Annotated in this window: 26 protein-coding genes and 2 tRNA genes; 18 read left to right on the top strand and 10 right to left on the bottom strand. The window is 63.3% G+C overall.

What is annotated here, in order from left to right:
* Window positions 1-43: 43 nt before the first annotated feature.
* Genes lpxK through R3E77_07475 form a run of 5 tightly spaced genes read left to right on the top strand, consistent with a single transcriptional unit; the run spans window position 44 to window position 4,742 of the window.
* Entirely contained in the window at window positions 44-1,027 is a 984-nt protein-coding gene (gene lpxK / locus R3E77_07455; protein ID MEZ5499251.1) for a tetraacyldisaccharide 4'-kinase, read from the top strand.
* Window positions 1,020-1,214, top strand: coding sequence for a Trm112 family protein (locus R3E77_07460; protein ID MEZ5499252.1), 195 nt, complete (start codon window positions 1,020-1,022; stop codon window positions 1,212-1,214). Before lpxK ends, R3E77_07460 begins: the two co-directional genes overlap by 8 nt.
* Window positions 1,211-1,957 carry a 3-deoxy-manno-octulosonate cytidylyltransferase gene (kdsB, locus tag R3E77_07465; GenBank protein ID MEZ5499253.1) on the top strand — a complete coding sequence of 249 codons (747 nt, stop codon included), beginning with the start codon at window positions 1,211-1,213 and terminating at the stop codon, window positions 1,955-1,957. The genes R3E77_07460 and kdsB overlap by 4 nt, the downstream gene beginning before the upstream one ends.
* 20 nt (window positions 1,958-1,977) lie before the next feature.
* Complete coding sequence (locus R3E77_07470) at window positions 1,978-3,372, top strand: transaminase (GenBank protein ID MEZ5499254.1); 1,395 nt, start codon at window positions 1,978-1,980, stop codon at window positions 3,370-3,372.
* Window positions 3,369-4,742 (top strand): glutamine synthetase family protein, encoded by a 1,374-nt coding sequence (locus tag R3E77_07475; protein ID MEZ5499255.1) that lies wholly within the window; start codon window positions 3,369-3,371, stop codon window positions 4,740-4,742. Before R3E77_07470 ends, R3E77_07475 begins: the two co-directional genes overlap by 4 nt.
* Before the next feature lie 25 nt (window positions 4,743-4,767).
* On the opposite strand, the gene R3E77_07480 is transcribed toward R3E77_07475, so the two are convergent.
* Window positions 4,768-4,844: transfer RNA gene (locus R3E77_07480), tRNA-Pro, on the bottom strand.
* A gap of 7 nt (window positions 4,845-4,851) precedes the next feature.
* Entirely contained in the window at window positions 4,852-5,820 is a 969-nt protein-coding gene (gene ispB / locus R3E77_07485) for an octaprenyl diphosphate synthase (GenBank protein MEZ5499256.1), read from the bottom strand.
* 188 nt (window positions 5,821-6,008) lie between these two features.
* On the opposite strand from ispB, the gene rplU reads away from it, so the two are divergent.
* The 4 genes from rplU to R3E77_07505 all read left to right on the top strand — a co-directional run bounded on the left by rplU (window position 6,009) and on the right by R3E77_07505 (window position 8,124).
* On the top strand, window positions 6,009-6,323 hold the full coding sequence (rplU, locus tag R3E77_07490; protein MEZ5499257.1) for a 50S ribosomal protein L21: 315 nt from the start codon (window positions 6,009-6,011) through the stop codon (window positions 6,321-6,323).
* 17 nt (window positions 6,324-6,340) lie between these two features.
* A complete protein-coding gene (rpmA, locus tag R3E77_07495; GenBank protein MEZ5499258.1) occupies window positions 6,341-6,604 on the top strand; it encodes a 50S ribosomal protein L27 in 264 nt (87 codons plus the stop codon).
* 115 nt (window positions 6,605-6,719) lie between these two features.
* The gene (obgE, locus tag R3E77_07500; protein ID MEZ5499259.1) at window positions 6,720-7,754 is read left to right on the top strand and encodes a GTPase ObgE; all 1,035 of its coding nucleotides are present in this window, start codon (window positions 6,720-6,722) and stop codon (window positions 7,752-7,754) included.
* Between the two features lies 1 nt (window position 7,755).
* Window positions 7,756-8,124 carry a TfoX/Sxy family protein gene (locus R3E77_07505; protein ID MEZ5499260.1) on the top strand — a complete coding sequence of 123 codons (369 nt, stop codon included), beginning with the start codon at window positions 7,756-7,758 and terminating at the stop codon, window positions 8,122-8,124.
* Here the strand turns inward: R3E77_07505 and rpsT are convergent.
* On the bottom strand, window positions 8,108-8,371 hold the full coding sequence (rpsT, locus tag R3E77_07510) for a 30S ribosomal protein S20 (GenBank protein MEZ5499261.1): 264 nt from the start codon (window positions 8,369-8,371) through the stop codon (window positions 8,108-8,110). The two genes, R3E77_07505 and rpsT, sit on opposite strands and share 17 nt — an antisense overlap.
* Before the next feature lie 157 nt (window positions 8,372-8,528).
* Here rpsT and murJ point away from each other — a divergent pair, with 157 nt between their 5' ends.
* Genes murJ through ispH form a run of 5 tightly spaced genes read left to right on the top strand, consistent with a single transcriptional unit; the run spans window position 8,529 to window position 15,383 of the window.
* Window positions 8,529-10,094 (top strand): murein biosynthesis integral membrane protein MurJ, encoded by a 1,566-nt coding sequence (gene murJ, locus R3E77_07515; GenBank protein ID MEZ5499262.1) that lies wholly within the window; start codon window positions 8,529-8,531, stop codon window positions 10,092-10,094.
* Between the two features lie 40 nt (window positions 10,095-10,134).
* A complete protein-coding gene (locus R3E77_07520; protein MEZ5499263.1) occupies window positions 10,135-11,064 on the top strand; it encodes a bifunctional riboflavin kinase/FAD synthetase in 930 nt (309 codons plus the stop codon).
* A 28-nt stretch (window positions 11,065-11,092) separates the two neighbouring features.
* The gene (gene ileS, locus R3E77_07525) at window positions 11,093-13,903 is read left to right on the top strand and encodes an isoleucine--tRNA ligase (protein ID MEZ5499264.1); all 2,811 of its coding nucleotides are present in this window, start codon (window positions 11,093-11,095) and stop codon (window positions 13,901-13,903) included.
* The gene (lspA, locus tag R3E77_07530; GenBank protein ID MEZ5499265.1) at window positions 13,900-14,418 is read left to right on the top strand and encodes a signal peptidase II; all 519 of its coding nucleotides are present in this window, start codon (window positions 13,900-13,902) and stop codon (window positions 14,416-14,418) included. Before ileS ends, lspA begins: the two co-directional genes overlap by 4 nt.
* Window positions 14,415-15,383 carry a 4-hydroxy-3-methylbut-2-enyl diphosphate reductase gene (gene ispH, locus R3E77_07535; protein ID MEZ5499266.1) on the top strand — a complete coding sequence of 323 codons (969 nt, stop codon included), beginning with the start codon at window positions 14,415-14,417 and terminating at the stop codon, window positions 15,381-15,383. The genes lspA and ispH overlap by 4 nt, the downstream gene beginning before the upstream one ends.
* A 17-nt stretch (window positions 15,384-15,400) precedes the next feature.
* Here ispH and R3E77_07540 read toward each other — a convergent pair whose 3' ends face one another.
* The 7 genes from R3E77_07540 to R3E77_07570 all read right to left on the bottom strand — a co-directional run bounded on the left by R3E77_07540 (window position 15,401) and on the right by R3E77_07570 (window position 22,628).
* Window positions 15,401-18,883: a PilC/PilY family type IV pilus protein gene (locus R3E77_07540; GenBank protein ID MEZ5499267.1), complete on the bottom strand. Its 3,483-nt coding sequence runs from the start codon at window positions 18,881-18,883 to the stop codon at window positions 15,401-15,403.
* The gene (locus R3E77_07545; protein MEZ5499268.1) at window positions 18,880-19,251 is read right to left on the bottom strand and encodes a hypothetical protein; all 372 of its coding nucleotides are present in this window, start codon (window positions 19,249-19,251) and stop codon (window positions 18,880-18,882) included. Before R3E77_07545 ends, R3E77_07540 begins: the two co-directional genes overlap by 4 nt.
* Complete coding sequence (locus R3E77_07550) at window positions 19,248-19,736, bottom strand: PilX N-terminal domain-containing pilus assembly protein (protein ID MEZ5499269.1); 489 nt, start codon at window positions 19,734-19,736, stop codon at window positions 19,248-19,250. Before R3E77_07550 ends, R3E77_07545 begins: the two co-directional genes overlap by 4 nt.
* 20 nt (window positions 19,737-19,756) lie before the next feature.
* Window positions 19,757-20,869: a PilW family protein gene (locus R3E77_07555; protein ID MEZ5499270.1), complete on the bottom strand. Its 1,113-nt coding sequence runs from the start codon at window positions 20,867-20,869 to the stop codon at window positions 19,757-19,759.
* The gene (pilV, locus tag R3E77_07560) at window positions 20,866-21,399 is read right to left on the bottom strand and encodes a type IV pilus modification protein PilV (protein ID MEZ5499271.1); all 534 of its coding nucleotides are present in this window, start codon (window positions 21,397-21,399) and stop codon (window positions 20,866-20,868) included. Before pilV ends, R3E77_07555 begins: the two co-directional genes overlap by 4 nt.
* Window positions 21,396-22,025, bottom strand: a complete 630-nt coding sequence (locus R3E77_07565; GenBank protein MEZ5499272.1) for a GspH/FimT family pseudopilin — start codon at window positions 22,023-22,025, stop codon at window positions 21,396-21,398. The genes pilV and R3E77_07565 overlap by 4 nt, the downstream gene beginning before the upstream one ends.
* Window positions 22,026-22,100: 75 nt before the next feature.
* Window positions 22,101-22,628 carry a GspH/FimT family pseudopilin gene (locus tag R3E77_07570; GenBank protein MEZ5499273.1) on the bottom strand — a complete coding sequence of 176 codons (528 nt, stop codon included), beginning with the start codon at window positions 22,626-22,628 and terminating at the stop codon, window positions 22,101-22,103.
* Between the two features lie 95 nt (window positions 22,629-22,723).
* Between R3E77_07570 and R3E77_07575 the strand changes: the two genes are divergently transcribed.
* The 4 genes from R3E77_07575 (at window position 22,724) to R3E77_07590 (ending at window position 25,567) form a co-directional block, all read left to right on the top strand.
* Window positions 22,724-23,161: a Fur family transcriptional regulator gene (locus tag R3E77_07575; protein MEZ5499274.1), complete on the top strand. Its 438-nt coding sequence runs from the start codon at window positions 22,724-22,726 to the stop codon at window positions 23,159-23,161.
* A 23-nt stretch (window positions 23,162-23,184) separates the two neighbouring features.
* Window positions 23,185-23,257 (top strand) — tRNA-Thr (locus R3E77_07580).
* On the top strand, window positions 23,257-24,708 hold the full coding sequence (locus R3E77_07585; GenBank protein ID MEZ5499275.1) for a nodulation protein NfeD: 1,452 nt from the start codon (window positions 23,257-23,259) through the stop codon (window positions 24,706-24,708). Before R3E77_07580 ends, R3E77_07585 begins: the two co-directional genes overlap by 1 nt.
* Window positions 24,709-24,790: 82 nt before the next feature.
* Window positions 24,791-25,567 carry a slipin family protein gene (locus R3E77_07590; protein MEZ5499276.1) on the top strand — a complete coding sequence of 259 codons (777 nt, stop codon included), beginning with the start codon at window positions 24,791-24,793 and terminating at the stop codon, window positions 25,565-25,567.
* Window positions 25,568-25,614: the final 47 nt, after the last annotated feature.

The raw sequence follows: 25,614 nt of genomic DNA on the forward strand, positions 1-25,614 counted from the left end.
TGAAGCGCCAGCATATTGGTACGGTGACGGGAGTCCGCCGCTGGTGCTGCGCGTACTGAGCAAGCTATTCTCCGCAGCCGTGACCGTGCGACGCGGGCTCTATGCGCGCCATTGGCTGCGTGCTCGATCATTACCGGTTCCCGTCATCGTGGTCGGCAACCTGACGGTTGGCGGCACCGGCAAGACACCGCTGGTGATCTGGGTCGTCGATCAATTGCAGGCCATGGGCCTGAGGGTAGGCGTGGTATCACGGGGCTATGGGCGAGAAGACCGGCAACTTCGTCGTGTGAGCGCGAGCGACAGGGCTGTCGATGTTGGCGATGAACCTCTGCTCATTGCACGGCGGACCGGTTGCGCGGTCGCCGTTGCAGCACGGCGTATCGACGCGGCGCGACTGCTCGCACCAGAAGTGGACGTGATAGTCAGCGACGATGGTCTGCAGCACTACGCACTGCATCGTGACCTCGAATGGCTGGTGCTCGACGGCCGGCGCGGTGTTGGCAATGGTTATCTCCTGCCCGCCGGGCCATTGCGTGAACCGATCGAGCGCACGCTCGCCGTAGACTGCCTGGTCGTCAACGCCAGCGCGGGCTCCGCGGCAGGCTTGCCGGCACTCTGGAATGCGGTGCCGACCGTACGGATGAGCTATTCAGCGACACGCGCGGTTGCCATCGATGGCGCGAATTCGCTCGACCTGGAATTCTTCCGGGGACAGACCGTCAATGCGGTGGCGGGTATTGGCCAACCGGAAAATTTCTTCGCCATGCTGCGTGCCGCCGGATTGACGCTCAAAACCCGCGCGTTCGCGGATCATCATCAATTCCAGCCGGCGGATCTCGACTTTGGCGACTCGCGACCGGTATTCATGACCGAAAAGGACGCGGTAAAATGTGCTGGCTGGGCGGGCGGCAATTGCTGGGCTGTTCCCGTCGATGCCCAGTTCACCGCAGCGGCAGCGCAAAAACTGCTCGCAACGGTGCGGGAGCGGATTCCAATCAGCAACAGGGGCTATGCACGCCATGGATAAGCGACTTCTGGAAATCCTTGCCTGCCCGGTATGCAAGGGTCCAGTCCAATTTCATCGTGATGCGGCGTCGCTGGTGTGCCGGATGGACAAGCTCGCATTTCCGGTCCGCGACGGAATCGCCATCATGCTGGAAGACGAGGCGCGCCAGCTGGCCGACGGCGATTCGCTTCTCGAACGCCGGGATTGAATTTGCCGGACTTCGCCATAGTCATTCCGGCGCGATTTGCATCGTCGCGTTTTCCCGGCAAGCCGCTGGCGCTCTTGCGTGGCCGACCAGTATTGCGCTGGGTGTGGGAGCGTGCGCGCGACAGTGCGGCCGCACAGGTACTCATCGCGACCGACGATGAACGCATAGCCGCAGTTGCGCGCGGTTTCGGTGCGGACGTCGTCATGACCGATGCGAATCACGCCTCCGGCACTGACAGGATTGCAGAAGTGGCACAACTGCTGCGTTGGCCCGGCGAGCAGCTCATCGTCAACCTGCAGGGCGACGAGCCCAGCATGCCTGCGCCTCTGATCGACCTCGTGGCGAGCACGTCGATACAGCACCCTGCTGCGGATATCGCCACGGCCTGCTGCCGGTTTTCCTCGGTCGCAGAGTGGCACAACCCGAATGCCGTCAAGGTCGTGGGTGCCGCTGACGGCCGTGCGCTTTATTTCAGCCGGGCTCCGATTCCGGCGGCCGTCTCTGGCGACACTCTGCCGTCCCTGGCACGACGGCACATCGGCATCTATGCCTACCGCGTAGCGGCGCTTCGGCGTCTGGCCCGCCTCGGGCCTTGTGACCTCGAGCGTGAGGAACGACTCGAACAGTTGCGGGCATTGCATGCGGGCATGACGATCATGCTTGCCGAGACCGACAAACCGCCGCTCGGCGACGTGAACACGCAGGCCGACCTGGCACGCCTCGAACTGCTCCCGGATTTCTGACACCGCCCAGCAGGCGCCGGTTGCCGGTCAACGGCTACAATAGCGGCAGGATCGCCGCGACCGGGCCGCACTTGTTCAAGACCGAGATGCTTGCCGAATTACTGGACCGTGAGCTCGAGCATTTCGAGCGAACGCACCAGCGGTCGATCCATCAGCTGCAATCGGCGTCCCGGCATTTCCGGGGCGGAGTGCCGATGCACTGGATGGCTGACTGGGGCACGCCCGCACCCCTGGTCGCACGCGAAGCAGTCGGTGCTGTGCTCGAAGACATCGACGGCCACAGCTACGACGATTTTTGTCTGGGCGATACGGCGGCCATGTTCGGGCATGCGCCGCCGGCCGTGGTGCGTGCGGTCGGTGAGCAACTCGCGCGCGGATTCTCCACCATGCTGCCGAGTCCCGATCTGGTTGCGGCTGGAGACCTGCTGAGCGAGCGTTTCGGTTACGAATTCTGGCAATTGACACAAACGGCGAGTGACGCAAACCGTTGCGTCATTCGATGGGCCCGGGCCATTACCGGCCGGCCGCGCGTCCTGGTCTTCGACGGCTGCTACCACGGCATGGTGGACGATAGCCTGGTCGAGCGCCTGGGCGAGGGGACCTTGGCGAAACCCAGCCTTGTCGGCCAGTTCTATTCATTGGGCAGTGGCAGCGTCGCCATCGATTTCAACGACGAGAATTCGTTGCGTCGGGAACTCGCCAGGCGCGATGTCGCGCTGGTCCTGTGCGAACCGGTCATGACGAACACTGGGATGATCGAACCTCTGCCGGGATTCCTTCGCCTGCTGCGCGATCTAACCAGTCAGACCGGTACGCTGCTCGCCTTCGATGAGACGCACACGCAGAGCAGCGGACGAGGCGGCCATGCGCGCGCGCTCGGCCTCGAGGCCGATTTTATTGTCGTCGGCAAGGCGATTGCCGGCGGCTTTCCATGCGCCGTCTACGGGTGCCGTGCCGAGATCGGCGCAGCGATGGATGCGATCGACCGGACGCGCCCGGCGGGACACTCCGGCATGGGGACGACGCTGGCCGGAAATGCACTCGCGTTGGCCGCGCTGTGCGCGAATCTGCGCGATGTGGCTACGGACGAAGCCTACAGGGCCATGCTGCAGGGTGCATCCCGCTTGCAGGCGGGTCTCGAGGCGCTGATCGCCAGCGCCGGACTGTCCTGGCCGGTCTGTCGGGTGGGTGCGCGGGTCGAGATCATGTTCGGAACCCGGCGGCCGCAAAACGCTCGCGAGGCACGTGCTGACGAGAATGCGCAACTTCACCGTGCGCTGCGTGTATTCCTGCTCAACCGCGGAACATTGATCACGCCGTTTCACGGCATGATGCTGGTGAGTCCGGTAACCAGCGGCGCACAGATGGACAGGCTGCTCAAAGGGTTCGGGAATTTTCTCGAGGCGTGCAGATGAGTGACTACATCGACATTGCTGCGATGGTCGACAGCAGCGAAGCCCGGCGTTTTCTCGACGCGAATCCGGACATCGCAGCGGTGCAGATTTTCGCGACGGATCCATCCGGTGTGGCGCGCGGCAAGAGCATTGCACGCGATGAATTGCTTTCGTTCTTTACGAGTGGCCGGCGTGTTGCCGCATCGCTGCTCGGCCTTGACATGCTCGGCGAGGATGTGGACGAAACCGGTCTCGTGTGGGATATCGGCGATGCGGACCAGCTCGCGTTGCCGGTGGCAGGCAGTCTGCAGCGCTGCAGTTGGCTGCGACGGCCGACCGGACAGGTCATGCTGACCCTGCACGATACCAATGGGAGGCCGTTCGCGGCGGATCCGCGTCATGTGCTGGCGCGCGTCATCAAAGAGTTCGATGGCCTTGACCTGGTACCTGTCCTGGCCTGCGAGCTCGAGTTCTACCTGGTGCGTCGCTCGCCGTCGGGACGGGTACGTTGCCTGACGTCGAGCGGGCAGGTCAGCATCGACAGCTACGATCTGCGGCAGATCGATGAGTATGCCGTCGTCTTTGACGCCATCCACGATGCGGCGCGTGAGCAAGGCATACAGCTGGGCACGCTGATGTCCGAATATGCACCCGGCCAGTTCGAAATCACGTTGCCGCACCGCGCCGATGCGCTGCGCGCTGTCGACGAAGCCGTATTGTTCAAACGTCTTGTCAAGGGTGTCGCCTCGCGTCACGGCCTCACGGCAACGTTCATGGCAAAACCCTTTGCGCAGTTTGCCGGTAACGGGCTGCATATCCACGTCAGCGTCCGCGACCGCAGCGGCACCAACGCCTTTGCCAGCGATGATCCACAAGGCAATGCGCTTTTGCGCTCAGCCATTGCCGGCATGCAACAGCACATGGCCGAAAGCATGCTGGCGTTCGCGCCGAACGCCAATTCCTACCGCCGGTTTCGCCGCAAGAGCTATGCGCCGGTGGCGCCGACCTGGGGCGTGAATAATCGGTCGGTCGGATTGCGTATTCCCGCTGGTTCGGCCGAATCCCGACATATCGAGCACCGTATCAGTGGCGCGGATGCGAATCTCTATCTTGCGGTAGCCGCGACCCTGGCCGCCGCGCTGCAGGGCATGCGTCATGGCGCAGTTCCTGACAAACCCGTCAGCGGCAACGGTTACCTGGCGGCCGAAACGGCTCCTTTGCCGCTCTACTGGCAGGCCGCGATCGATAGTGCTTCGCGATCGGCGTTCTTGAAGCAGGCGTTTGGGGCCGATTTCATGAAGATATGGCTAGCCATCAAGGTGAGCGAATACGCCAAATTCAATGCTGAAGTCACCGCGCAGGATCATGCGTGGTATCTCGAGCGCTGCTGATGTGATCGGCAAGGACCCAGTGCGATGGTCGGGGTGAGAGGATTTGAACCTCCGACTCCTACGTCCCGAACGTAGTGCTCTACCAGGCTGAGCTACACCCCGAGATCAATCAAACGCTGCGCGCTACGGCAAAACGGGCCAGTGCGGCCAGTGCCTCGCGGTAGGGGCCGGGCGCCAGGGCCGCCAGCCTGGCAATGGCCCGATCGGCCTCGGTCTGCGCGCGGTCGCGAGTGTACTTTAGCGCACCGGTCGATTCAATTGCCCGCAGAATTTCATCGAGATGCTCGAGGCCGCCTTGCTGGATTGCCGTACGCAAAATGTCGCGCTCGGCGTCGCTGCCACAGCGCATGGCGTGAATCATCGGCAAGGTTGGTTTTCCTTCGGCGAGATCGTCGCCGAGGTTCTTGCCGCGCTCGATGGGATCACCCTGGAAATCGAGTGCATCGTCGATGAGTTGGAAGGCGCTGCCGAGATGACGCCCGTAGGCGGTCAGGTCGTCTGTCAACGAGTCGCTTGCGCCAGCGAGCACGGCGCCAACAGCTGCGCCGGCAGCGAACAGGGCCGCGGTCTTGCGATGGATGACATCAAAGTAGCGCTGTTCGGTCGTATCAGGATCGCCTGCGTTCATCAGTTGCAGTACTTCACCTTCGGCGATGACGTTGGTCGCATCCGCCATGATTTCCATAACGCGCTGCGAGCCGATTGCAGCCATCATCTGGAATGCGCGCGAGTACACGAAGTCGCCGACAAGTACGCTTGCAGGATTGCCAAAAATCTCGTTTGCCGTCGCACGTCCGCGCCGTTGGGTCGAGTGGTCGACGACGTCGTCGTGCAGCAACGTAGCCGTATGAATGAATTCGATGAAGGCAGCGGCGCTGATGTGTTGTCTGCCCTGGTAGCCACAGGCCCTGGCGATCAGCAGAACGATCATGGGTCGCAGGCGCTTGCCGCCGGCGGCAGTGATGTGCTCGGCAACGCGGGAGACGAGTGCGACATCGCTCGCGAGCGCACGGCCGATCTCCTCATCCACGGCGCGCATGTCCTCGGCAACCAGGGCACGGATCTGCGGCAGCGACATCGGAAGCGTTTGCTCTTGTAACCTGTTGTTTTGCATGCCTGTTTAGTCGTTTGACCCTGGCAGCGCCTGCCAGTAGAATGCGCGGCCTTGCGGGTTCTGCCCGTTTGGCTGGCAATTCAATCACTTGCGCCCTGTCTGCCTCTGGTCTGGCCGGTCGCTGGTGGCACTATATACAGGGTAATTGAAGCATGTACGCCGTTATTGCGACAGGTGGCAAACAATACCGCGTTGAGCGCGGCGGCGTATTGCGCGTCGAGAAACTCGATGCCGAGCCGGGTGCGACCGTGACCTTTGGCGAGGTGCTGTTGGTGGGAACGGGTGGTGATGTGAAGCTGGGCACGCCTTTGCTCAAGGGTACCAGCGTCAACGCCACGGTCGAGCGCCACGGCAAGGGCAAGAAGGTAAGCTTCGTCAAGTTCCGGCGTCGCAAGCATTACATGCGTCGAGGCGGCCACCGCCAGCAGTTCACGGAAGTGAAAATCACCGATATCGTGACCGCTTGAATTCGAGGTAAAGCGCAATGGCACACAAGAAAGCAGGCGGCAGCACGCGTAACGGTCGCGATTCCCACTCCAAGCGCCTTGGCGTCAAGGTCTTTGGCGGGCAGAACGTCCGGGCTGGCAACATCATCGTCCGGCAGCGCGGTACGCGCATGCACGCAGGCGTCAATGTCGGCGTCGGTACCGACCACACATTGTTCGCGTTGGCCAATGGCACCGTTGAGTTTCAGCGCAAGGGTCCACTTGGTCGTACGTTCGTGAACGTTCGCGGAGCGCAGTCCTAAAGGCGCATCGCGGCAGCGCGCGTCGGTCCGCAGGGCCTCACGTCGCGCCAATGCGTCCCCACCAGAACCTTTCGGCCGATGCCATGACGCTGTGCGGCGTCCGGCAGGGGCAACTATGAAATTCGTCGATGAAGCCCGTATCAAGGTGCAGGCCGGTAATGGCGGACGGGGCAGCGTCAGCTTTCGCCGGGAGAAATTCGTGCCCTTCGGCGGCCCGGACGGCGGCGACGGGGGCAATGGCGGCAGCGTTTTCCTGCGCGCGGCCGAGGGCGTCAACACCCTGGCCGATTTTCGCGTCGAGCGAACTTTTCGTGCGCAGCACGGCGAGCCGGGCGGAGGACGCGACTGCACGGGTGCCGGCGGCAAGGACTTGTACATAACCGTACCCGTCGGGACGGTCGTAGCCGACCATGACACGCAGGAGTCGCTCGGCGATCTGACGCGCGCCGGCGCCACACTGCTGGTCGCGCGCGGCGGCAAGGGAGGCTGGGGCAACACCCGATTCAAGTCGAGCACCAATCGCGCGCCGAGACAACACGGCTCGGGTCTGCCAGGGGAGAAGCGCAGCCTCGACCTGGAACTTAAATTGATCGCTGACGTCGGCCTGCTCGGCATGCCGAATGCGGGCAAGTCCACTTTGATCGCGCAGTTGTCAGCGGCGCGCCCGAAAATCGCCGATTATCCCTTCACCACGCTATATCCCAATCTGGGAGTCGTTGCTGTCGGCGCGCAACGCAGCTTCGTGATGGCGGATATCCCAGGTCTGATCGAAGGTGCCGCCGAGGGCGCTGGGCTGGGGATCCGTTTCCTGCGCCATCTCCAGCGCACACGTTTGCTGCTGCATCTCGTTGACCTCGCGCCGCCCGATCCGCAAGCCGATCCAGCGACGCAGGTGCGGCAGATTGTCGCGGAGCTGCGCAAATTCGACGCGGGACTTGCGCGCAAACCGCGCTGGCTGGTGATCAACAAGATCGATCTATTGCCGCCTGAGGAAGCACAGCTACGCGCCGCGGCGATCGTGAAGAAGCTGCGCTTCAAGGGCCGCTGGTTCCTCATATCCGCTGCGACCGGCGCTGGTACGCGGGATCTCGCGCATGCGGTGATGGAGCATTTGCAGTCGTCAACCCGGCCACGGGCCCAGGGCGCCTGATTTGGCCCCCGCGGCTACGCGAAACCAGAAGGTTCGCCGGCGTCTGGCTGCGGGCAAGCTGCGGTTGCGGATTCGTGATCTGCGCAACCTCGGTCCGCGGGCCGAAGCCCTGCTGGCCGACGTTGGAATCGATTCGGTAACGAAGCTACGCAGGGTCGGCGCAGTGCGGGCCTATGTGCTGCTGCGACGCGCTCGCGCACGCAGCTCCCTCAACATGCTTTGGGCGTTGGTGGGCGCGCTAGACCCGTGGCCGGAAGGCACGGACTGGCGAAGTGTTTGCCGGGGCGAGGAGCGGCTGTCGCTACTGCTCGCTGTCGAGGATCAACTTCGGATCGATGGCCGCAGGTCGGGAATCAGCCGAGTGCCTTGATACGGGCGGCGAGCCGGCTCTTGTGCCGCGCAGCCTTGTTGCGGTGGATTATTCGCTTGTTGACCAGCCCGTCGATCACGGAAATCCCGTTGCGATAAGCACTGACCGCTGCCGCTTTGTCGCCGCCCGCGATCGCTGTCGCGATACCGCGGATGGCAGTTCTGGACTGCGAACGCATGGCGACATTGCGCTCGCGATTGCGTTCTGCCTGACGGGCTGCCTTCTCGGCTGACTTGGTGTTTGCCACTCGTATGCTCCGGACCTGATTCCAGGGATTGCAGGGGGCGCGTAGTTTGCAAATCTGGCATCGGTTTGTCAACGGCGCACCTGGTCTAGTGCCATGATTTGCCATTAGTTTTTGCCGGCCATCGCCTGTATATTGCCCACGCCATGGGAAGCAGGCCTTGAGTCGCGCGATTTTCAAGAGTACGGGCGTCGTCGGCGTCACCACGCTGATTTCGCGCATTACTGGGTTGCTGCGCGACATGGTCTACTCCCAGGCCTTCGGCGCCGGTACGCTGATGGACGCTTTCCTGGTCGCTTACAAGATTCCGAACTTCCTGCGTCGGCTGTTTGCCGAAGGGTCCTTCTCGCAGTCATTCGTGCCCGTCATTTCCGAGTTTCGCATGCGTCGCAGCCAGGCGGAGGTAAGGGAACTCGTCAGCGGCGTCGCCGGCACACTCGGCACGGTATTGCTGATCGTGACCGCGATCGCAGTGATTGCGGCACCTCTCATAATCCTGCTGTTCGCTCCGGGTTTTACCAAGACCGGCGACAAATACGATCTGACGGTTCAGATGCTGCGCTGGACCTTCCCCTATTTGTTCTTCATTTCGCTGACTGCACTGTTCAGCGGCGTGCTCAACAGTTACGGCCGCTTTGCCGTGCCTGCATTCACCCAGGTCGTCATGAACGTCGTCATGATCATCGTCGCACTCGGCGTGGCGGTGCACAGTGCCAACCCGGGGCGCACGCTTGCAATCGGCGTGTTTGCTGCGGGATTGCTGCAGGTGATTTTCCAGCTACCTTCGGTTGCGCGACTGGGTCTGCTCGATTGGCCGCGCTGGCGCCCGGCCATGGAGGGAGTACGTCGTATCGGCCGACTCATGATTCCCGGCATTATCGGCTCATCGATGGCCCAGGTCAGTTTGCTGCTCGACACATTGATCGCCTCGTTCCTGCCGACAGGGAGTATCGCCTGGCTGTATTACGCGGATCGACTGATGGAATTCCCGCTCGGTGTCTTCAGTATCGCCCTCGCTACGGTGATACTGCCCGGGCTTTCCGCACAATTCGCCGCGGCATCGGTCGAACGTTTCAGCACGACGGTAGATACGGCATTGCGGGCAACCTTGCTGCTGGTGACGCCCGCAGCGGTCGCAATGCTCGTGTACGCAACGCCATTGACAGCGGCGATATTCGGCTACGGCCGTTTCGGTACCGAGGACGTGCGAATGGCGAGCTATGCACTGATGGCGTATTCCTGGGGCCTCGTTGGCTTCAGCATGGTCAAGGTGCTGGCGCCGGGATTCTATGCGCGCCAGGACACGCGTACGCCGGTACGCATCGCGCTGTTGGCGCTCGCTGTCAACATGGGCGCCAACGTCGCGATCGTGCTGCCTGCCTACTATGCGGGTTTCCCGATACCGCACGTGCTCCTGGCCACCTCGACCTGCCTGTCCGCTGCGGTCAATACAGCGTTGCTCTGGCGCGGCCTTGCGCGCAGCGGCTACTACAAGCCTGCGCCGGGGTGGCCCGGTCTGTTGCTTCGAATGCTGGTCGCGAACCTCGCCATGGCGGCAGTACTCGTCTACCTGCAGGGCGAGCCCCAGCAATGGCTGCAGCTTGCGCCCTTGCCGCGGGCGTTGCGCCTTACCTGGCAGGTCATGCTGGCCGCGGCGTGTTATTTCGCGGTGTTGTTCGCAATAGGCATCCGGGCCAGGGATTTTCGCGGCGGCAAGCGCGGTTGACGCCCGGCGTCGCAGACGCATGCCTATAATCACCGGTTCGATGCAACTCATTCGCGACCCATCGCCACGTTATTTTCCCGCCGCCGGTAGCGCTGTAACCATCGGCGGATTCGACGGACTACACCTGGGGCACCAGGCACTGATCGCGCGGACGGTGGATCTTGCGCGCGATTCGGGCCTGGCGGCCGTGTTGATCAGTTTCGAGCCCTTGCCGCGCGAGTATCTGCGCAGGCTCGCTCCGCCGGCGCGGCTGACGACATTGCGCGAGCGCATGCATATCCTTGGCAATACCGGTATCGACTGTTTCTGCGCGCTGCGGTTTACGGAGAATCTGCGCGCCATCAGTGCGGAGCAGTTTGCGGCGTTGCTGCGCGAGAAGTTTGCCGTGCGACACGTCGTAGTCGGTCATGATTTTCGCTTTGGCCGTGACGGTGCCGCGAGCGCCCAGAGTCTGCGTTCGGACGGGGCACGGCACGGTTTCAGCGTCGATGTTCTGGCGCCGATCACGCAAGATGGTGTTCGGATCAGCTCGACGGCAGTACGCGCGGCGCTCGCCGGCGGTGATCTGGCGGCGGCGCGCAACCTGCTCGGCAGAGCCTACACGATGTGCGGCAGGGTCATTCGCGGCGAGCAATTGGGGCGAACACTCGGATTTCCCACGGCAAACATGCGGCTCGGACGGCGCGCCAGCCCTCTCGACGGTATATTTGCCGTTCGTGCCCACGGAGCGACGGTGGGCGTCCGCGATGGGGTTGCGAGCCTTGGTACCCGCCCGACGGTCGGTGGAACCGTGCCGCTGCTCGAGGTGCATTTGTTCGATTTCGCGGGCGATATCTATGGCGATGAGCTGTGCGTCGAGTTCATCGCGAGACTGCGCAGCGAGCAGCACTTTCCGTCGCTCGAGACCATGCAGGCCCAAATGCACGTGGACGCCGCCGAGGCGCGTGCGCGCTTGAGCGCATACGACTGATGAAACGCTGATACCTAAAGGATCGCTGGTGCCCGATTACAAGACAACGATCAATCTGCCCAAGACAGATTTTCCCATGAAAGCCGATCTTGCGAAGCGCGAGCCGGCTATGCTCGAAGACTGGCAGCGGCGCGGTATCTATCGAAAACTCCGTGAAGCCCGCCGTGGGCGCCAGGTGTACCTGCTTCATGACGGTCCGCCCTACGCGAACGGCAGCATTCACATCGGCCATGCCGTCAACAAGATTCTGAAGGACGTCATTGTGAAGGCGCGTTCGATGGAGGGATACGATGCGCCGTACATCCCTGGCTGGGACTGTCACGGCCTGCCTATCGAGCTCGCGGTGGAGAAGAAATACGGCCGCCCTGGACGCAAGCTGGATGTGCGCGCATTTCGTGCGGAATGCCGCAAGTTCGCGCTGCAGCAAGTGGCTGCACAGCGCGCCGATTTCGAGCGGCTTGGTGTGCTCGGCGACTGGGACCGGCCTTACCTGACAATGGATCCTGCCTATGAGGCGGAGCAACTGCGCGCCTTCGCTCTCGTGCTCGCGAACGGCCACGTTTACCAGGGTGCCAAGCCCGTGCACTGGTGTCTCGATTGTCGTTCCGCGCTCGCAGAAGCCGAAGTGGAGTACGAAGAGCGCGTATCACCGGCAATCGACGTCGCGTTCAGGGTCGCAGATGCTGCCGACCTTTGGCGACGCATTGGCGAGCGGGCGCGGGGCGGGGCCGCGGACATCTCTGTCGTCATCTGGACGACGACCCCCTGGACGCTTCCGGCCAATGAAGCCGTTTCGGTGCACCCCGAATTCGACTACCAGCTCCTGCGCGTAGGCGCCGATCGCTATCTGCTACTTGCCGCAGACCTCGCAGCCGATTGCCTCGTCCGCTATGGGCTGGGCGCGGAGGAATGCGTGGCGCAAATGAAGGGCAGGGACCTCGCGGGCTTGCAACTTCGCCATCCGCTCTATGAGCGCACTGTCCCGATAATCGTCGCAGAGCATGTGACCGCCGATGCCGGCACGGGCGCTGTCCATACGGCTCCGGCGCATGGCCAGGAGGACTTCGCGGTCGGGCAGCAATATGACCTGCCTGTCGTGAATCCTGTCGATGACGCCGGCAGATTCGTCGCCGGCACGGAGCTGGTCGGCGGACTGGGGATAGACGCAGCAAATCCAGTGATCATCGACGCCCTGGACAAACGCGGCGCATTGCTCTCGCACAAACCCTATACGCACAGCTACCCGCATTGCTGGCGCCACAAGAGCCCGGTCATTTTCCGTGCTACGGCGCAGTGGTTCATCAGCATGGATCGGTGCGGCCTGCGTCGCAATGCATTACGCGACATACGCCAGGTTCGTTGGACGCCCGCCTGGGGAGAGGCGCGCATCACCGGCATGATCGAAAACCGCCCCGACTGGTGCATTTCGCGCCAACGTACCTGGGGCGTGCCGATACCTCTGTTCCTGGATCGCGAAACGAGCGCCATTCATCCGCGCAGCGGCGAACTGATCGAACAGGTCGCGGTGCGCGTTGCGAAGCAGGGCATCGACGCATGGTTCGATCTCGACCCGGTGGATCTGCTCGGTTCTGAAGCGAGCCGCTACCGCAAGGTTACGGATGTCATGGACGTGTGGGCGGACTCCGGATTCTCTCACGAGTGCGTCAGCAAACTGCGCAGCGAAGTGAGCACGCCGGTTGATCTTTATCTCGAAGGTTCCGACCAGCACCGCGGCTGGTTCCACAGTTCGCTGCTGCTGTCCGAAGCGTTGCACGAACGTGCTCCTTACCGCGCCGTACTGACGCATGGCTTTACCGTCGACGACAAGGGGCGAAAGATGTCCAAGTCGCTCGGCAACGTCGTCGTGCCGCAGCAGGTGATGAGTACCATGGGGGCGGACATACTGCGCCTGTGGGTGGCTGCGACCGACTATGGCAACGAGATCAGTGTGTCGGACGAGATACTGAAGCGCATCGCCGACTCCTACAGGCGCATGCGCAATACGCTGCGTTTCCTGTTGGGGAACCTGCACGGGTTCGATCCACAACGCGACTTCGTGTCGCCGGAGAAAATGATCGATCTCGATCGCTGGGCCTTGCGACAAACCGCCGAGTTGCAGCGGCAAGTCAGGGACGGATATGAACGATTCGAGTTTCACGAGATCTACCAGCGCGTACACAATTTCTGCGTCGTGGATCTCGGCGGCTTCTACCTGGACATCCTCAAGGACCGCCTCTACACCATGCGGGCTGACAGCACGGCGCGACGCTCCGCCCAACAAGCAATGCAGCAGATCGCCGAAGCCATGGTGCGATGGCTCGCTCCGATCCTGTCATTTACTGCCGAGGAAGTGTGGCGTCATCTGCCGGGCGAGCGTGGTGAGTCAGTCCACCTCGAGCAGTGGCACCCGCTTGTCGACCTTGCGCCTCCGGTCGCGGACTGGGAGCAGGTCATCGCTTTGCGTGATGACGTTTTGAAGATACTGGAGCAGCTGCGGGCTGCTGGCCGTATCGGTGCGCCGCTCGAGGCCGAGATCGACCTTTATTGCGATCGGACGGCCGAGGCATGGCTACGACCACTCGCCGATGAGCTGCGATTCGTCCTGATTACTTCCGACGTTACGCTCCAAGGCGCTGATCTCGCTCCAGCCGATGCGACGCCAGCGCAATCGGTGAGCAAGGGCCGTGTATCGGTAGGCGTCAGGGTCAGCGAGGCAAAAAAATGTGTGCGTTGCTGGCACCGCCGTACCGATGTGGGCCGTGTCGGGGCACATCCCGAGCTTTGCGGGCGCTGCGCGAGCAATATCGACGGGCCCGGCGAGACAAGGGCGATGGCGTGAATCAACCGAGGCCGGAGAACTGGACTGCCAGTGGCTGGCGATGGCTCGGCCTGTCAGGGCTGTTGATCGTCCTCGATCAGCTCAGCAAAGGCTATATCGAAACCCATCTTCGCCTCTATGAGAGCCGGTACGTAATGCCAGTGTTCGACATCGTGCGGGCACACAATACCGGCGCCGCTTTCAGCTTTCTTGACGATGCTTCCGGCTGGCAGCGCTGGTTCTTCACCGCTCTTGCAGTCGCGGTCAGCGTCGCGATCACGGTCTGGTTGCGGCGGGTGCCGGCTCGCGGATCGGTATTGGCGCCGGGGCTTGCCTGCATACTCGCGGGTGCACTTGGCAATCTACTGGATCGTCTGCAGCATGGCCATGTCGTCGATTTCCTGCATTTTCACTGGCAGCAGCATTCCTTCCCGGCATTCAATCTGGCCGACTCGGCGATCACCGTCGGGGCCGCACTGGTGCTGCTCGACAGCTGGCTCGAACACAGACGCTCGCGCGATCAGGGTTCGGCATGAAAATCGTGCTTGCGAACCCGCGTGGCTTCTGCGCCGGCGTCGACCGCGCCATCGAGATCGTAGAGCGGGCACTCGAGTTGTTCGGCGCGCCGATCTACGTCCGCCACGAAGTGGTGCACAATCGCCACGTGGTCGAACGCTTGCGCGAAGCAGGGGCGGTATTCGTCGAGGAGCTGGACCAGGTGCCCGATGGCGCGCGCGTCATATTTTCAGCGCATGGCGTTTCGCGGCAGGTTGAAGTGCTCGCAAAGGCACGCGGTCTCACGGTCTATGACGCGACCTGTCCGCTCGTGACCAAGGTGCATATGGAAGTCGGACGATTCGCGCGCGACGGGCTGGACGTCATTCTGGTCGGGCATGCAGGCCACCCGGAGGTCGAAGGCACCATGGGGCGATTCGACGCATCCGCGGGTGGCCAGATTCATCTGGTCGAGGATTGTGCGGATGCCGAAGGCGTGTCGGTGCGAGACCCTTCTCGGGTCGCCGTCGTCACCCAGACGACGTTGTCGGTCGATGACACCGTGCAGATCATCGCGGTGTTGCGGCGCCGGTACCCGGCGCTTGCTGCGCCCCGGCGAGAGGATATCTGCTATGCCACGCAGAATCGCCAGGATGCAGTGAAGGACTTGCTTCGCGACTGCGACATACTGATCGTCGTCGGATCCCGCAGCAGCTCCAACTCGAACCGCCTTCGTGAGCTGGCGGACCGGGCCGGTGTTCCGGGTTTTCTGGTCGATGGCGCCGATGATCTGCAACGTGAGTGGTTTACCGGCAAGAGCTGCGCGGGTGTCACCGCAGGCGCGTCGGCGCCTGAGAACCTCGTGCAGGCCGTGGTAGGCCGACTGATCGCCTGGGGTGCCGAAGCGCCGAAGGAATCAGCCGGGCGCGACGAGCAGGTGGTGTTCGCAATGCCACGCGAACTGCGCACGACGCGCGCCAGGGGCGAGGGTCCCGCCCGTCCGTAGGACGCAACCGACGCCAGTCAGTTTCCCGCGATGCCCGGACGCTGCCAGAAGGTTCGCACGACGCCCTGAGGAACGACGCACCTGTTCAGCACCTCGACGCCCGAGGCGCAGATGACACGCCTGCCCGCAGCATCGACGCCGTCTCCGCCACTGCCGCCATTACCCCCGCCGCCCGAGCCCTGCGATCCCAGAACGGATTCGTAGATCAGGGAGATTTCGCCCGCGATACCGGTTTGCACCAATTGGGTCGAAGCATCGCTGGCATCGATCGCGAGATCATCGTTGAAGTCGATGGCCGGCCGGCCGGTGTCGACACTCAGTGCGTAGACACGGTTGACGCCATTGGCAGGCACGCAGGGATCCTGCTGGCTCGGCGGCAGCGGTTGATAGGTCGGGAAGAGGATCACGCCATCGACCGTCAAGGCTTCGCCGAGCACCTTTTCGCCGATCCAGCCGCCGTTCAATTGCAGCTCGAGCTTCCAGCCGTTCGCATTGGTGTTGACCGCGGTCGCTGTGATGTTGGGGGTGATGTCGACCAAGTCATTGTCCGTCAGCGGTACAATCGCGTTGTATTGGGCTTGTGACAGTTTTCCGAAGGGATTCTTGTCGCGCACCGAGTAGAAACGGTCGTGCACGGCCGTATCGAGCGGATGGCCGCGGTAGCCGGAGCCGATCGCGATGTTGAAGTAGGGGTCGGCGCCGCGGCGTTGGATCAACGCCACGTCCGGCGCATTGTAGAAACGGCGTACGTCCTCGCTCGTTGCGCCGGCGACCCCGGCAGCACCCAGAGTTGCAATGACTCCGCCCGTAACCAGACTGCCCCGGCTATTGCCATTGAAAATATCGAAACGCCAGATCTGGCCGCCCATGTCGGCAGCATAGAGCCGGTCCGCGTATTGATCGGCATTGCTGTCAACGACCGTGATGCGGGCAGGAATCGAATTGACCATGTTGGGCAAGGCGAGGTCGATCGGTCCGCCGCTGCTATTGCCGCCTGCCCATAGCAGCTGGCCGGTGAGTGCATCGACGAAATAGATGCGTCGGCCCGAACTGTCGGGCGTGTAGGCGTAGTTCTCCTGCGCATCGTCATAGCCGCCGCCGAAAATCAACACGAGATTCTCACCGTTCTGGGCGGCGCCGGAGACTCGCACCCGCGTGATGGTCGGGACCGACCAGGTCTCGCCGATGCCGGGGAACTGCGCGGGTCCCCCCGACCATAGGAGCCTCGGCTGGCTGCGATTCGTGACATCGAGGGCATAGACGTTTCGGCCACCTCGGCGCATGCCGAAATAGATGAACATGCGATCGCCGGCCCCCGCATCGATCACGCCATCGAGATTGGCGTCGAACTTGAGGATCCGCACGTCGGAATCGAGCCCGTAGGTTCTCGCGACCACACCTGGATTGCGGTACAGGTCGCTGAGTCGTGGCAATAGCTCAGGCGGCACGAAGGCCCATAGTTCTGCGCCGGTGCGCGCATCGACCGCATGCAGGAAGCCATCGTTGGTCGGGACGTAGATCACGGCGTCGTTGCTGTCGGGCGCGGCAGGGCTGCCGCCATAGATCGCAAGCGCCGGGCGTGCATGCAGGGGGTCTCCCATGCTCGGGCGCGCATCGGTCGTACTGCCGTTGAAGTTCTGGTCGTAGACGTCGAATCCGCGCGCGAAGTTGATGACGTCGTCGCGGGCAGGGCCGCTACCGCCCGTGCCGAGCAATGTGTCGGTCAACAGCGCATTGCCGGTCTGCAACTGGTTGACACTGGCCGCGAGACTGGAATTGCCCGCAGCGGCGATATACGTGTAGAGCTTGCGCTGGGCAGGATCCGGCAGCTGCTCGACAGCGCCGCCTGCTTCGGTGTCGTTGCCATCCACGCTCGATGACCAGAAGCTGCGGGCGTTGTTGCGGAAAAAGCCGGTGGCAGGATCGATGGCCGGGTTGCCCTGGGCATCGACGATGACACCGTTGCTGATGCCATAGCGCTTGAGGTTGCCTTGCCAGCGCAGCGTATCGCTCGGCTTGAAAACCGACACGTAGAGCTGATTGAGCGTCTGCGTACGATTGAAGGCGTTGAGCGAGACCGCGGGCGTCGTAAAGGTGGTATTGACGCGCAGGATGTTGGCGAAAATGGCCTGCAGGCTATTGCTCAAATCGACAATGTCGTTGGCGGCGAAGGATTGCCCGCCGCCGCGGGTGGCCGTCTTGGCGAGGAAGGGCGATCCAGCCGCCGCGGCGCCGAAGCCGACGGTATAGGTCGTGACCGTCTGTTCGCCCGGCAATGGCGACTGGTCCGCTTCGCGCATGTACTGCGCGAGGTCGTCGAGGCAACGACCATCGCCGCTGTCATCGCAACTGCTGCTGCCGACGACGCTGGCAAAGCCGGGTAGCGATTCGATGCTGGCATCGGCGGCGTTGTCGAATGTCGGCTCGCCGTCGGTCAGCATCACGACGAAATTGCGCTGGCACTGCGCCTTGATCGGTGATTCGTAGCGGGTTTGATCTGTGCTGCGGCGCGAGGCGGGAATACTCGGGAATGGCGTGTTGATGTCGATTCGGGAATTGAGGCCGAAGTCGACCGGGCTGCCCGAGAAGTAGCGCTGCGCCTCGTAGAGCGTTTCCGACAATGGTGTCTGGCCCTCTGCCGTCAACGAGTTGATCGCGTTGGTCAGGCTGGTACGGGTTTGCGAAATATCGGCGATCTCGTGCACGACCATGCCGCCTGCGGCCAGATCGGTGGCACTGTCCGGATCGTTGCTGAATCGCATCAGTCCGATGTTGACCCCATCGAGCGAATTGATCAGCGAGCGTGCGGCGGCTTGCACGGTTTGCAGTCTCGTTGCTGTCGCGGGCTGCGGCGCCGACTCGTTCCAGTTGAGCCAATTGGCGCTGTAGAGGCGATAGACACTCGCATTGGTCCAGGAAATCTGCTGCAAGGGCTGCGAAGTCCAGCGACTGTTGTCATCGCCATTGCGGGCATAGCGCTCGGACGACCCGTCGCTTTCGCCATGTGTACCCGCATCGGCCGCGCACTCGATGTCGCTGTCCGTTGCGCTCGAGCGCAATGCCAGCCACTGGGTCTGCGCGCTGTCCCACTGTGCGACCCGGCCTGTCCAAAGGCCCGCCGCGGCAATACCATCGATGGCGGCGCGACAACGGTTGACGTTCGACTCGAAACGCGCCGCCGTGGCATCGCTGCAGCTCGGTGGTGCTGCAGCCGTGCTCAGGGTCCAGTAGGTTTCCGACGCGTTGCAACTTCCCGCGTATACGACCGCAGGATCATAGGGCGCCTTGGGCAGCGTCACGCTCGTGGTCATGCTGCCGGAGGTGTCGAAAATGAGCAGGACATTGGGATTGGCGCCGCCGCCCATGGCCTGGTTGACGAAGATCTCTGTGTCGTCGGCATATGCCGCAGCGCCTGCGAGGCAACCCAGGACCGTGGCGGCAAGTCGCATGACGGCAGGGCAGGCGGCGCCGCGCATGATCGTCGGCTGAAGACCAGTCATCGGGGTGCTCCGGAAGCTTCCGGGACATTCAGCTCAACGCGCAGCAGCCGCCCCGATCCGTTGGCGCGGACGATCAACAACGGAAAGCGCGGATAGCGCAGCATGGCCTCGCGCATCTGGCTTGCCGATACGTCGCGATGACTCAGGACGAACCGTGTCGCCGCCTCAATGGGCAGCGATGTCATCGGGCAGGACGGGCAGGGCCTGACGATCAGGGAGCCGCCTGCTGCCGCATCCATGGTCACGGCGCCGGCCGTTGTCTCGATCGCTGTCTCGAGCAGCGTAATAGGCGGAGCGGCCGAGGCGGTCGCAGCCGCAACGAGTGCAGCGACGATGGCCGCCATGCACTGCTTTGCGCGCGGCGTCATGGCAACCCTCCGCCGAGCTGGCCGAAACTGTTCTGGGCTCCGCCCGCATTGCCACTTACGACGAACACGCCTTGACGTTGCTGGTCCTGGGCATTGCGCGCCGATGTGCCGGAGCTGTCGATCTGGAAATGCAATCCGATGAACTTGTTCACGCTGGATTGCGGCAGATTGGTCTCATCGCCCATGTAACGCGTGCTGGTCGTGAAACTGTCGCCAGGCGAGGAGGGCATGGCCGTCGGGCCGGCGACAGTTGGCGCCGCGCCGGGCGAGGTCGGAACCGCCGCGAGCGTGCCCATGGCAAGCTCGATGCCGGCGCCCGCCGCTTCGCTGGCAGCGCGGTGGTATTGCTCATTCCCGGCCATGATGAGCTCGGTGGTCGACGTGTTTACGCCGGTGATCGCGAGCAACGTGAGAATCATCAACAACACGAGCCCAACGACCAGGGCGGCGCCGGATTGGCGGTCGATGCGGGGCGATGGGTTCATCACGGTCTTCGTCCTCGTGTTCATAGCGTGCGTGAATTGCGCAGTGTGATCGTGCGTGACATGAGCACCCGCCGGAATCCAGCCTCCGCGCCGGCCGGCGTGTATTCCACATTGCCGTAGCGATAGGTCTGGGTGTCGACGAAACCGGGTTCGATATCGGCGCTGCGCACGCGGACCCAGACCCGGACCGAAACGACCTGCAGGCGCTCGAGACCTGGAAAATCAGGGTCGACGTAGCGCGTTGCGCGTCCATCGGTCTCGGGGATTCCGTCATTGTTGCGGTCGGCACTCGCGTCGATGTTGCCGTCGTTGTCGTAATCACCCGTATCGATGCCGAATTGCACCTGCAGGTCTTCGATGCCGGGCATGACTTCATCGTCGATGAAACCCACGTTGCCGCCGATGGAGGTGAGGGACTTGACGCGCAGCGCGGGCAACTGCGGGTTCTCGACCGAGCTGCGATCGACATAGTAGGCGCGTACGCGCAGATCCCGGATTTCGTTGTCGGCATCGATGGGGCCGGGCGCGATGCCATCGAGAAACAGGTTCTGCCCGGTACGGCTTGTGAGACGCGACGTGTAGATCTGCAGGCGGCCCGCCTGGGCTGCGGCGGGTGCATCGGCCGCGCGCCGGAGTGTCAGCGTATCGGTGTTGGGCGCGGCATTGCCGGAGTTCGGAGCGCAGGCCGCACCTGCGCCCGGGCCCAGCGCAAAATTGTTGTCCGATCCTTGTACGGGCATCAGCACGTCGATGGCGAAATTGGTGCCGCAACTGTGTGCGCTTGCAGGCAGGGTTGGTGCCGCGATGGGCGATGCCGCCGCCGGCGGGATGGGATACTGGCGCAGCGCAGTGGCGCCCGCCAGTACTACGCCTGGATTGGCGCCTTGTATCAGGCGTAGCGCATCGGGGTAGTTGCTGTAGCCGTACTGGCCTGCAAGCTCGACATCCGGCTCGATGACGCTGAATACGTAGCGGCCCTGCTCCTGCAAGCGGGCAATGCGTTCGGACAGCGCGAAGGTGTTGCGGCTGTTCGAATAGACGATCACGGCCCCGACGATCAGGAAAGAGCCGATCGCCAACGCGACGAGCAGCTCGATCATGCTGAGGCCGCGGGAATCTCGCAGCCGGCTCATGCGGGTGGTCTCGGCACGATCAGCAGTTCCGCCGCGAAAGTGAGCGGGTTTGCAACCCCAGGCTCCTGCCAGGTCACGGTCACGCGGTAGCGCTCCGGCTGTGCCGCCGCGGGCGGCGCAAAATATTCGACGTTGCCGGTCGGGGCCCCGGCGGCGCCGCCCGGCAATAGCGTCTGCACCGTCTGCAGCCAGCGCGCCAGATCGTCCTCGGCGAGTGTGGCCGGATCGCAATTGGCACCGGCGACGGCAAAGGTGTCCTGACAGGCCTGCACCGCCGGAGCGCCGCCATAGCCGGCCAGGTCGTAGGCATCCGCAGCATCTACATTGGCGCGAATGCGGTTCAACATGTCGCTCACCAGGTTGACGGCCTGAGTGCGCAGCAGCGCACTGCGCCCGTTCTGCACCGACTGGACGAACAGCGCAGCAATGCCCAGCATGCCAACCGAAAGGACCAGCAGGGCGACGAGCGATTCGACCATGGTGATGCCCCATAGGTCCTTGCGAAGCCTTGAGACGCTGGCCGCCCTCATGGGCACGTGAGTCCCCAGCTGCCGAGGCGGGCAGGGTCGCGCGTGATTTCCGCGCGGCCCGTCGGTCCGATCGCGATGCCGCGGGCGGCGCTCTGGTTCGTTCCGGATTGCAGCGCAAGGCCACGTTCATCGCACAGCGCAAGGCGCGTCGCGCTTGGTTGCCCGGCGAACGTCGCAAGGTAGCCGTTGCTCGCGAATGTCAGGCATCGCCCGTCGCCGGTGCTGGTCAAGGCCGCATCGCCACGGCCGCCGCTGCCGAGCAGCGCATCGGCGGCATCGCGCTGGCAATCGTTATTGCCATCTTCGAACACGATCCAGCCTGCAAAGTCATTGCCATTGGCGCATACGGCGTTGGCTGCTGCTGGATTGGCCGATGCGCACAGTGCCACCGGCCGCTGACGTTTGATTGCTTCGCTGCGCGCCTGCTGGATCCCGGTGAGCAGGTCGTTGGCCGCCGCAGTGAGGCGGGCATTGCGGCGAAACTCCCCAAAACTCGGCGCGCCGAGCCCGAGCACGACCGCCGCAATTGCCAGGACGACCATGAGTTCGAGCAACGTGAAGCCGCGTGCCGTTCTTGTGCGGACACGCGCGGACAGGTATGCCGCGCGCGTCGGTTGAGTCCCCATGGGCGCAATATAGGGAGTGCGGACGAGATGGCCGTCACTTTCCGATATGCGGTGTCATCCGCGCGACAAGCGGCGTCATGAACGCGAGCATCCGGCCAGTTGGCGCGTCGTGCGCTGCACGCGTGGTCGACCCGTGCGGCTGACGATGACGATGCGCGCTTCGTCGAGATCGCCCGTCGGGCAGACGCGCACCGAAGTGGTGGTGCCCGCCGTGACGATCGGCCAGAAGATGATCGCTCGCCGGTTGCTCTGGATACGCACGGCATCAGCGACCTGGTGTTGCGCGATGGCCGAGCGCGCTGCGCCCGGTTTCGGCTGCTGATACAACAGCCAGTGCCGTGCATTGCGATTGGCAACTCCGAGGCAGCGAAACGCGTCGTCACTGAGGCAGATGATGGCCGGGACGCCTGTTGTTATGGCGGTGGAGCGCGCCTGATGCATGGTGAGCAGCAGTGCGTTGGCGGCAGCTGTCAGGGCGGCCTGTTGCGCGAGGTTGCGAAATCCGGGCACCGCCGAACCGACCAGGGTCGCCGCGATCAGCAGGGCGACAAGCAATTCGACCAGCGTGAAGCCCGTCTCCCTGCATTCGTTCGTCCCAGACATGGTGCCGGCAGATTGCCCGCGCGGCCATCGTGACTGGGTTCGCAAATATCGGCAATTAAAGACATTTTTCGGGTAGCTGCCTATAATTCGCGGTCATGGATGGCACCACGATTCACGGTGTGCCGCGGCAGCATCTAGCCGAGAGGCTGCGCGGCTGCGGCATCCAGCCGACGCAACAGCGGCTGCGGATCGCTGCAATCTTGCTGGCAACGCCGCAGCACATCACGGCGGAGCAGATTCAGGCCCGCCTCGCTGCCCTCGGGACCCGTGTATCCAAGGCGACGGTCTACAATACCCTCAAGGTGTTTGCCGACAATGGCCTCATCGGTCGTTTGTGTGTCGACGGCACACGCACCTACTTCGACTCGAATACCCAGTCGCACTATCACTTCCACGATCCGGCTACTGCCCGGCTGATCGATTTTCCCCTCGAAGCCATTGAGTTCAGCCGTTTGCCGCCGCTGCCGGACGGTACGGAAATCGCTGGCATCGACGTTGTCATCCGCTTGCGCAGGCCGCGCGAGAACCCATAGGTGTTAGAATTCCCGGTTCCGGCGCCGGAGTAGCTCAGCTGGTAGAGCAGCGCATTCGTAATGCGCGGGTCGGAGGTTCGAGTCCTCTCTCCGGCATGGTTTCATCCAAACTGGCGCGAGGGCCCATGCAGACCTTGCTTGGCCAACTTGCAGTCAGCGCGCGCTGGCTTGTGCTGCTGTCCGTGGGTTTGATCATGGGCCTCCTGCCACCCACTGCGGCCAACGCGGCCAACGCGGCCAGGAGCGAGCCCTCCGTCGTTGCCTTGCTCGAACTCACCGGGCCCATTACGCCCGCATCCGCCGACTACCTGCAACGCGGGTTGCGTTGGGCGCGCGAGAACAACGCGTCGTTGGTCGTGCTGCAGCTCGATACACCGGGTGGCCTCGACACGTCGATGCGGGACATGATTCGCGAAATCCTCGCATCGCCCATCCCGGTAGCTGGGTTCGTGGCTCCCGAAGGCGCACGAGCGGCGAGCGCTGGTACGTATATCCTCTACGCGACGCATGTGGCTGCCATGGCGCCAGCGACTACGATTGGCGCCGCGACTCCCGTGCAGATCGGAGGACCCGTGACGCCTGTCCCGGACGACGTGCCATCCAGGACGACGCCGGATTCGCCCGAGGCGGAGCACGCGCCCGGACCTCCGCCTGCAGATGCCATGAAGGCGAAGCAGATCAACGATGCAGCCGCCTACCTCCGGGGCCTGGCGCAATTGCGCGGCCGGAATGCCGATTGGGCGGAGCGCGCGGTGCGCGACGCCGATGCAATCGCCGCCTCCGAAGCCCTCGCGATCGGCGCGATCGACATCGTGGCCGCGGATGTCGATTCTTTGCTCGTCGAAATCGACGGTCGCCGAGTCATGACAGCTGACGGCGAACGAGTACTTCAGCTCGCAGGCGCCCGTATAGAGGCCGTCAGGCCCGACTGGCGCAACCAGCTGCTGGCCGTCCTCGCGAACCCTCAGCTGGCGCTGATCCTCATGATGCTGGGCGTCTACGGTCTCATTTTCGAGTTCACCAGTCCGGGATTCGGCCTGCCGGGCATCGCGGGCGCCATTTGCCTGTTGCTCGGGTTGTTCGCCCTGCAGACCTTGCCGATCAACTTCGCCGGGCTTGCGCTCATTGGTCTCGGAGCTGCGCTGCTCGTGGGGGAAATATTCGTGGGAGGATTCGGCGCCCTGGGCATCGGCGGGGCACTCGCAATCGTCCTTGGCGGCCTGCTGTTGTTCGATCGCGATTCACCCGAGACCCGGGTGCCACTCGCCATCATTTCCAGCCTCGCGATGGTGGGGCTCGCGGTCAGCTTGCTGGCGGGGTGGCTGGCCCGCAGGGCGCATCGCGCACCGGTTGCTTCGGGCGCCGATGAGCTCAAGGGCATGGAGGGAATCGTCATCGACTGTCATGGCGATGACGGCTATGCCCTCGTGCACGGCGAGCGGTGGCGCGTGCGAGCCGATCGACCGCTGCAGCAAGGCCAACACGTGCGTGTCGATGCGATCTATGGACTGACGCTCCACGTCAGCCCGTCGCCGGTCAAGAACTAGCTGGAATCCGGCTCATGATCGCCCGCGGGTTCGTGAGACAGGTTCCAAACGCAATTCATCTTAAATAATCAAGGAGCAGAGCATGCTGCCAGTTTTCGGTTCCGTCGGTTCAATCCTGGTCGTTTTCGCGATCTTCCTGGTATTGAGTTCCATCAAGATATTCCGCGAGTACGAACGTGGCGTGGTGTTCCTGCTCGGACGGTTCTGGAAAGTCAAGGGCCCTGGTCTTGCGCTGGTCATTCCGGGGCTGATGCAGATGGTGCGCGTCGACCTGCGCCTGGTCACCATGGACGTGCCGAGCCAGGACGTCATATCGAAGGACAATATCTCGGTCAAGGTCAACGCCGTCGTGTACTTTCGAGTCGTCGATCCGCAGAAGGCGATCATCCAGGTGCAACGCTACCTGGTCGCGACCAGCGAACTGGCGCAGACAACCCTGCGCGCCGTACTTGGCAAGCACGAGCTGGACGAAATGCTCGGCGAGCGAGATCGCCTGAACCTCGATATCCAGCGCATCCTCGACAGCCAAACCGACGCCTGGGGCATCAAGGTGGCCAATGTCGAGATCAAGCATGTCGATATCAACGAGACCATGGTGCGGGCCATTGCCCGGCAGGCGGAGGCCGAACGAGAGCGCCGCGCCAAGATCATCCACGCCGAAGGCGAACAGCAGGCGGCAGAAAAACTCGCCCAGGCCGCGGCAGTACTTGCCCAGCAACCGCAGGCGCTGCAGCTGCGATTCCTGGAAACGCTCACGGTGGTCGCCGCGGACAAGAACTCGACCATCCTCTTCCCTGTGCCCATCGATGTCATTGCGCCATTCATGGACGCAGCCAAGGCGCTGGCGAAACGCGGCTGACATTGTCACGTCCGCCGGGCTTGGCCACGGCTTTGGCCGCATGCAAT

The sequence above is a fragment of the Steroidobacteraceae bacterium genome (genome assembly GCA_041395505.1).
Taxonomy (GTDB): domain Bacteria; phylum Pseudomonadota; class Gammaproteobacteria; order Steroidobacterales; family Steroidobacteraceae; genus JAWLAG01.

Bases quoted from the DNA above. Each gene is read 5' to 3' on its own strand.
- R3E77_07460 (MEZ5499252.1), top strand. From the start codon at position 1,020: ATGGATAAGCGACTTCTGGAAATCCTTGCCTGCCCGGTATGCAAGGGT.
- R3E77_07475 (MEZ5499255.1), top strand. From the start codon at position 3,369: ATGAGTGACTACATCGACATTGCTGCGATGGTCGACAGCAGCGAAGCC.
- ispB (MEZ5499256.1), bottom strand. From the start codon at position 5,820: ATGTCGCTGCCGCAGATCCGTGCCCTGGTTGCCGAGGACATGCGCGCC.
- rplU (MEZ5499257.1), top strand. From the start codon at position 6,009: ATGTACGCCGTTATTGCGACAGGTGGCAAACAATACCGCGTTGAGCGC.
- rpmA (MEZ5499258.1), top strand. From the start codon at position 6,341: ATGGCACACAAGAAAGCAGGCGGCAGCACGCGTAACGGTCGCGATTCC.
- obgE (MEZ5499259.1), top strand. From the start codon at position 6,720: ATGAAATTCGTCGATGAAGCCCGTATCAAGGTGCAGGCCGGTAATGGC.
- R3E77_07520 (MEZ5499263.1), top strand. From the start codon at position 10,135: ATGCAACTCATTCGCGACCCATCGCCACGTTATTTTCCCGCCGCCGGT.
- ispH (MEZ5499266.1), top strand. From the start codon at position 14,415: ATGAAAATCGTGCTTGCGAACCCGCGTGGCTTCTGCGCCGGCGTCGAC.
- R3E77_07540 (MEZ5499267.1), bottom strand. From the start codon at position 18,883: ATGACTGGTCTTCAGCCGACGATCATGCGCGGCGCCGCCTGCCCTGCC.
- R3E77_07545 (MEZ5499268.1), bottom strand. From the start codon at position 19,251: ATGACGCCGCGCGCAAAGCAGTGCATGGCGGCCATCGTCGCTGCACTC.
- R3E77_07550 (MEZ5499269.1), bottom strand. From the start codon at position 19,736: ATGAACCCATCGCCCCGCATCGACCGCCAATCCGGCGCCGCCCTGGTC.
- R3E77_07555 (MEZ5499270.1), bottom strand. From the start codon at position 20,869: ATGAGCCGGCTGCGAGATTCCCGCGGCCTCAGCATGATCGAGCTGCTC.
- pilV (MEZ5499271.1), bottom strand. From the start codon at position 21,399: ATGAGGGCGGCCAGCGTCTCAAGGCTTCGCAAGGACCTATGGGGCATC.
- R3E77_07565 (MEZ5499272.1), bottom strand. From the start codon at position 22,025: ATGGGGACTCAACCGACGCGCGCGGCATACCTGTCCGCGCGTGTCCGC.
- R3E77_07570 (MEZ5499273.1), bottom strand. From the start codon at position 22,628: ATGTCTGGGACGAACGAATGCAGGGAGACGGGCTTCACGCTGGTCGAA.
- R3E77_07575 (MEZ5499274.1), top strand. From the start codon at position 22,724: ATGGATGGCACCACGATTCACGGTGTGCCGCGGCAGCATCTAGCCGAG.
- R3E77_07585 (MEZ5499275.1), top strand. From the start codon at position 23,257: ATGGTTTCATCCAAACTGGCGCGAGGGCCCATGCAGACCTTGCTTGGC.
- R3E77_07590 (MEZ5499276.1), top strand. From the start codon at position 24,791: ATGCTGCCAGTTTTCGGTTCCGTCGGTTCAATCCTGGTCGTTTTCGCG.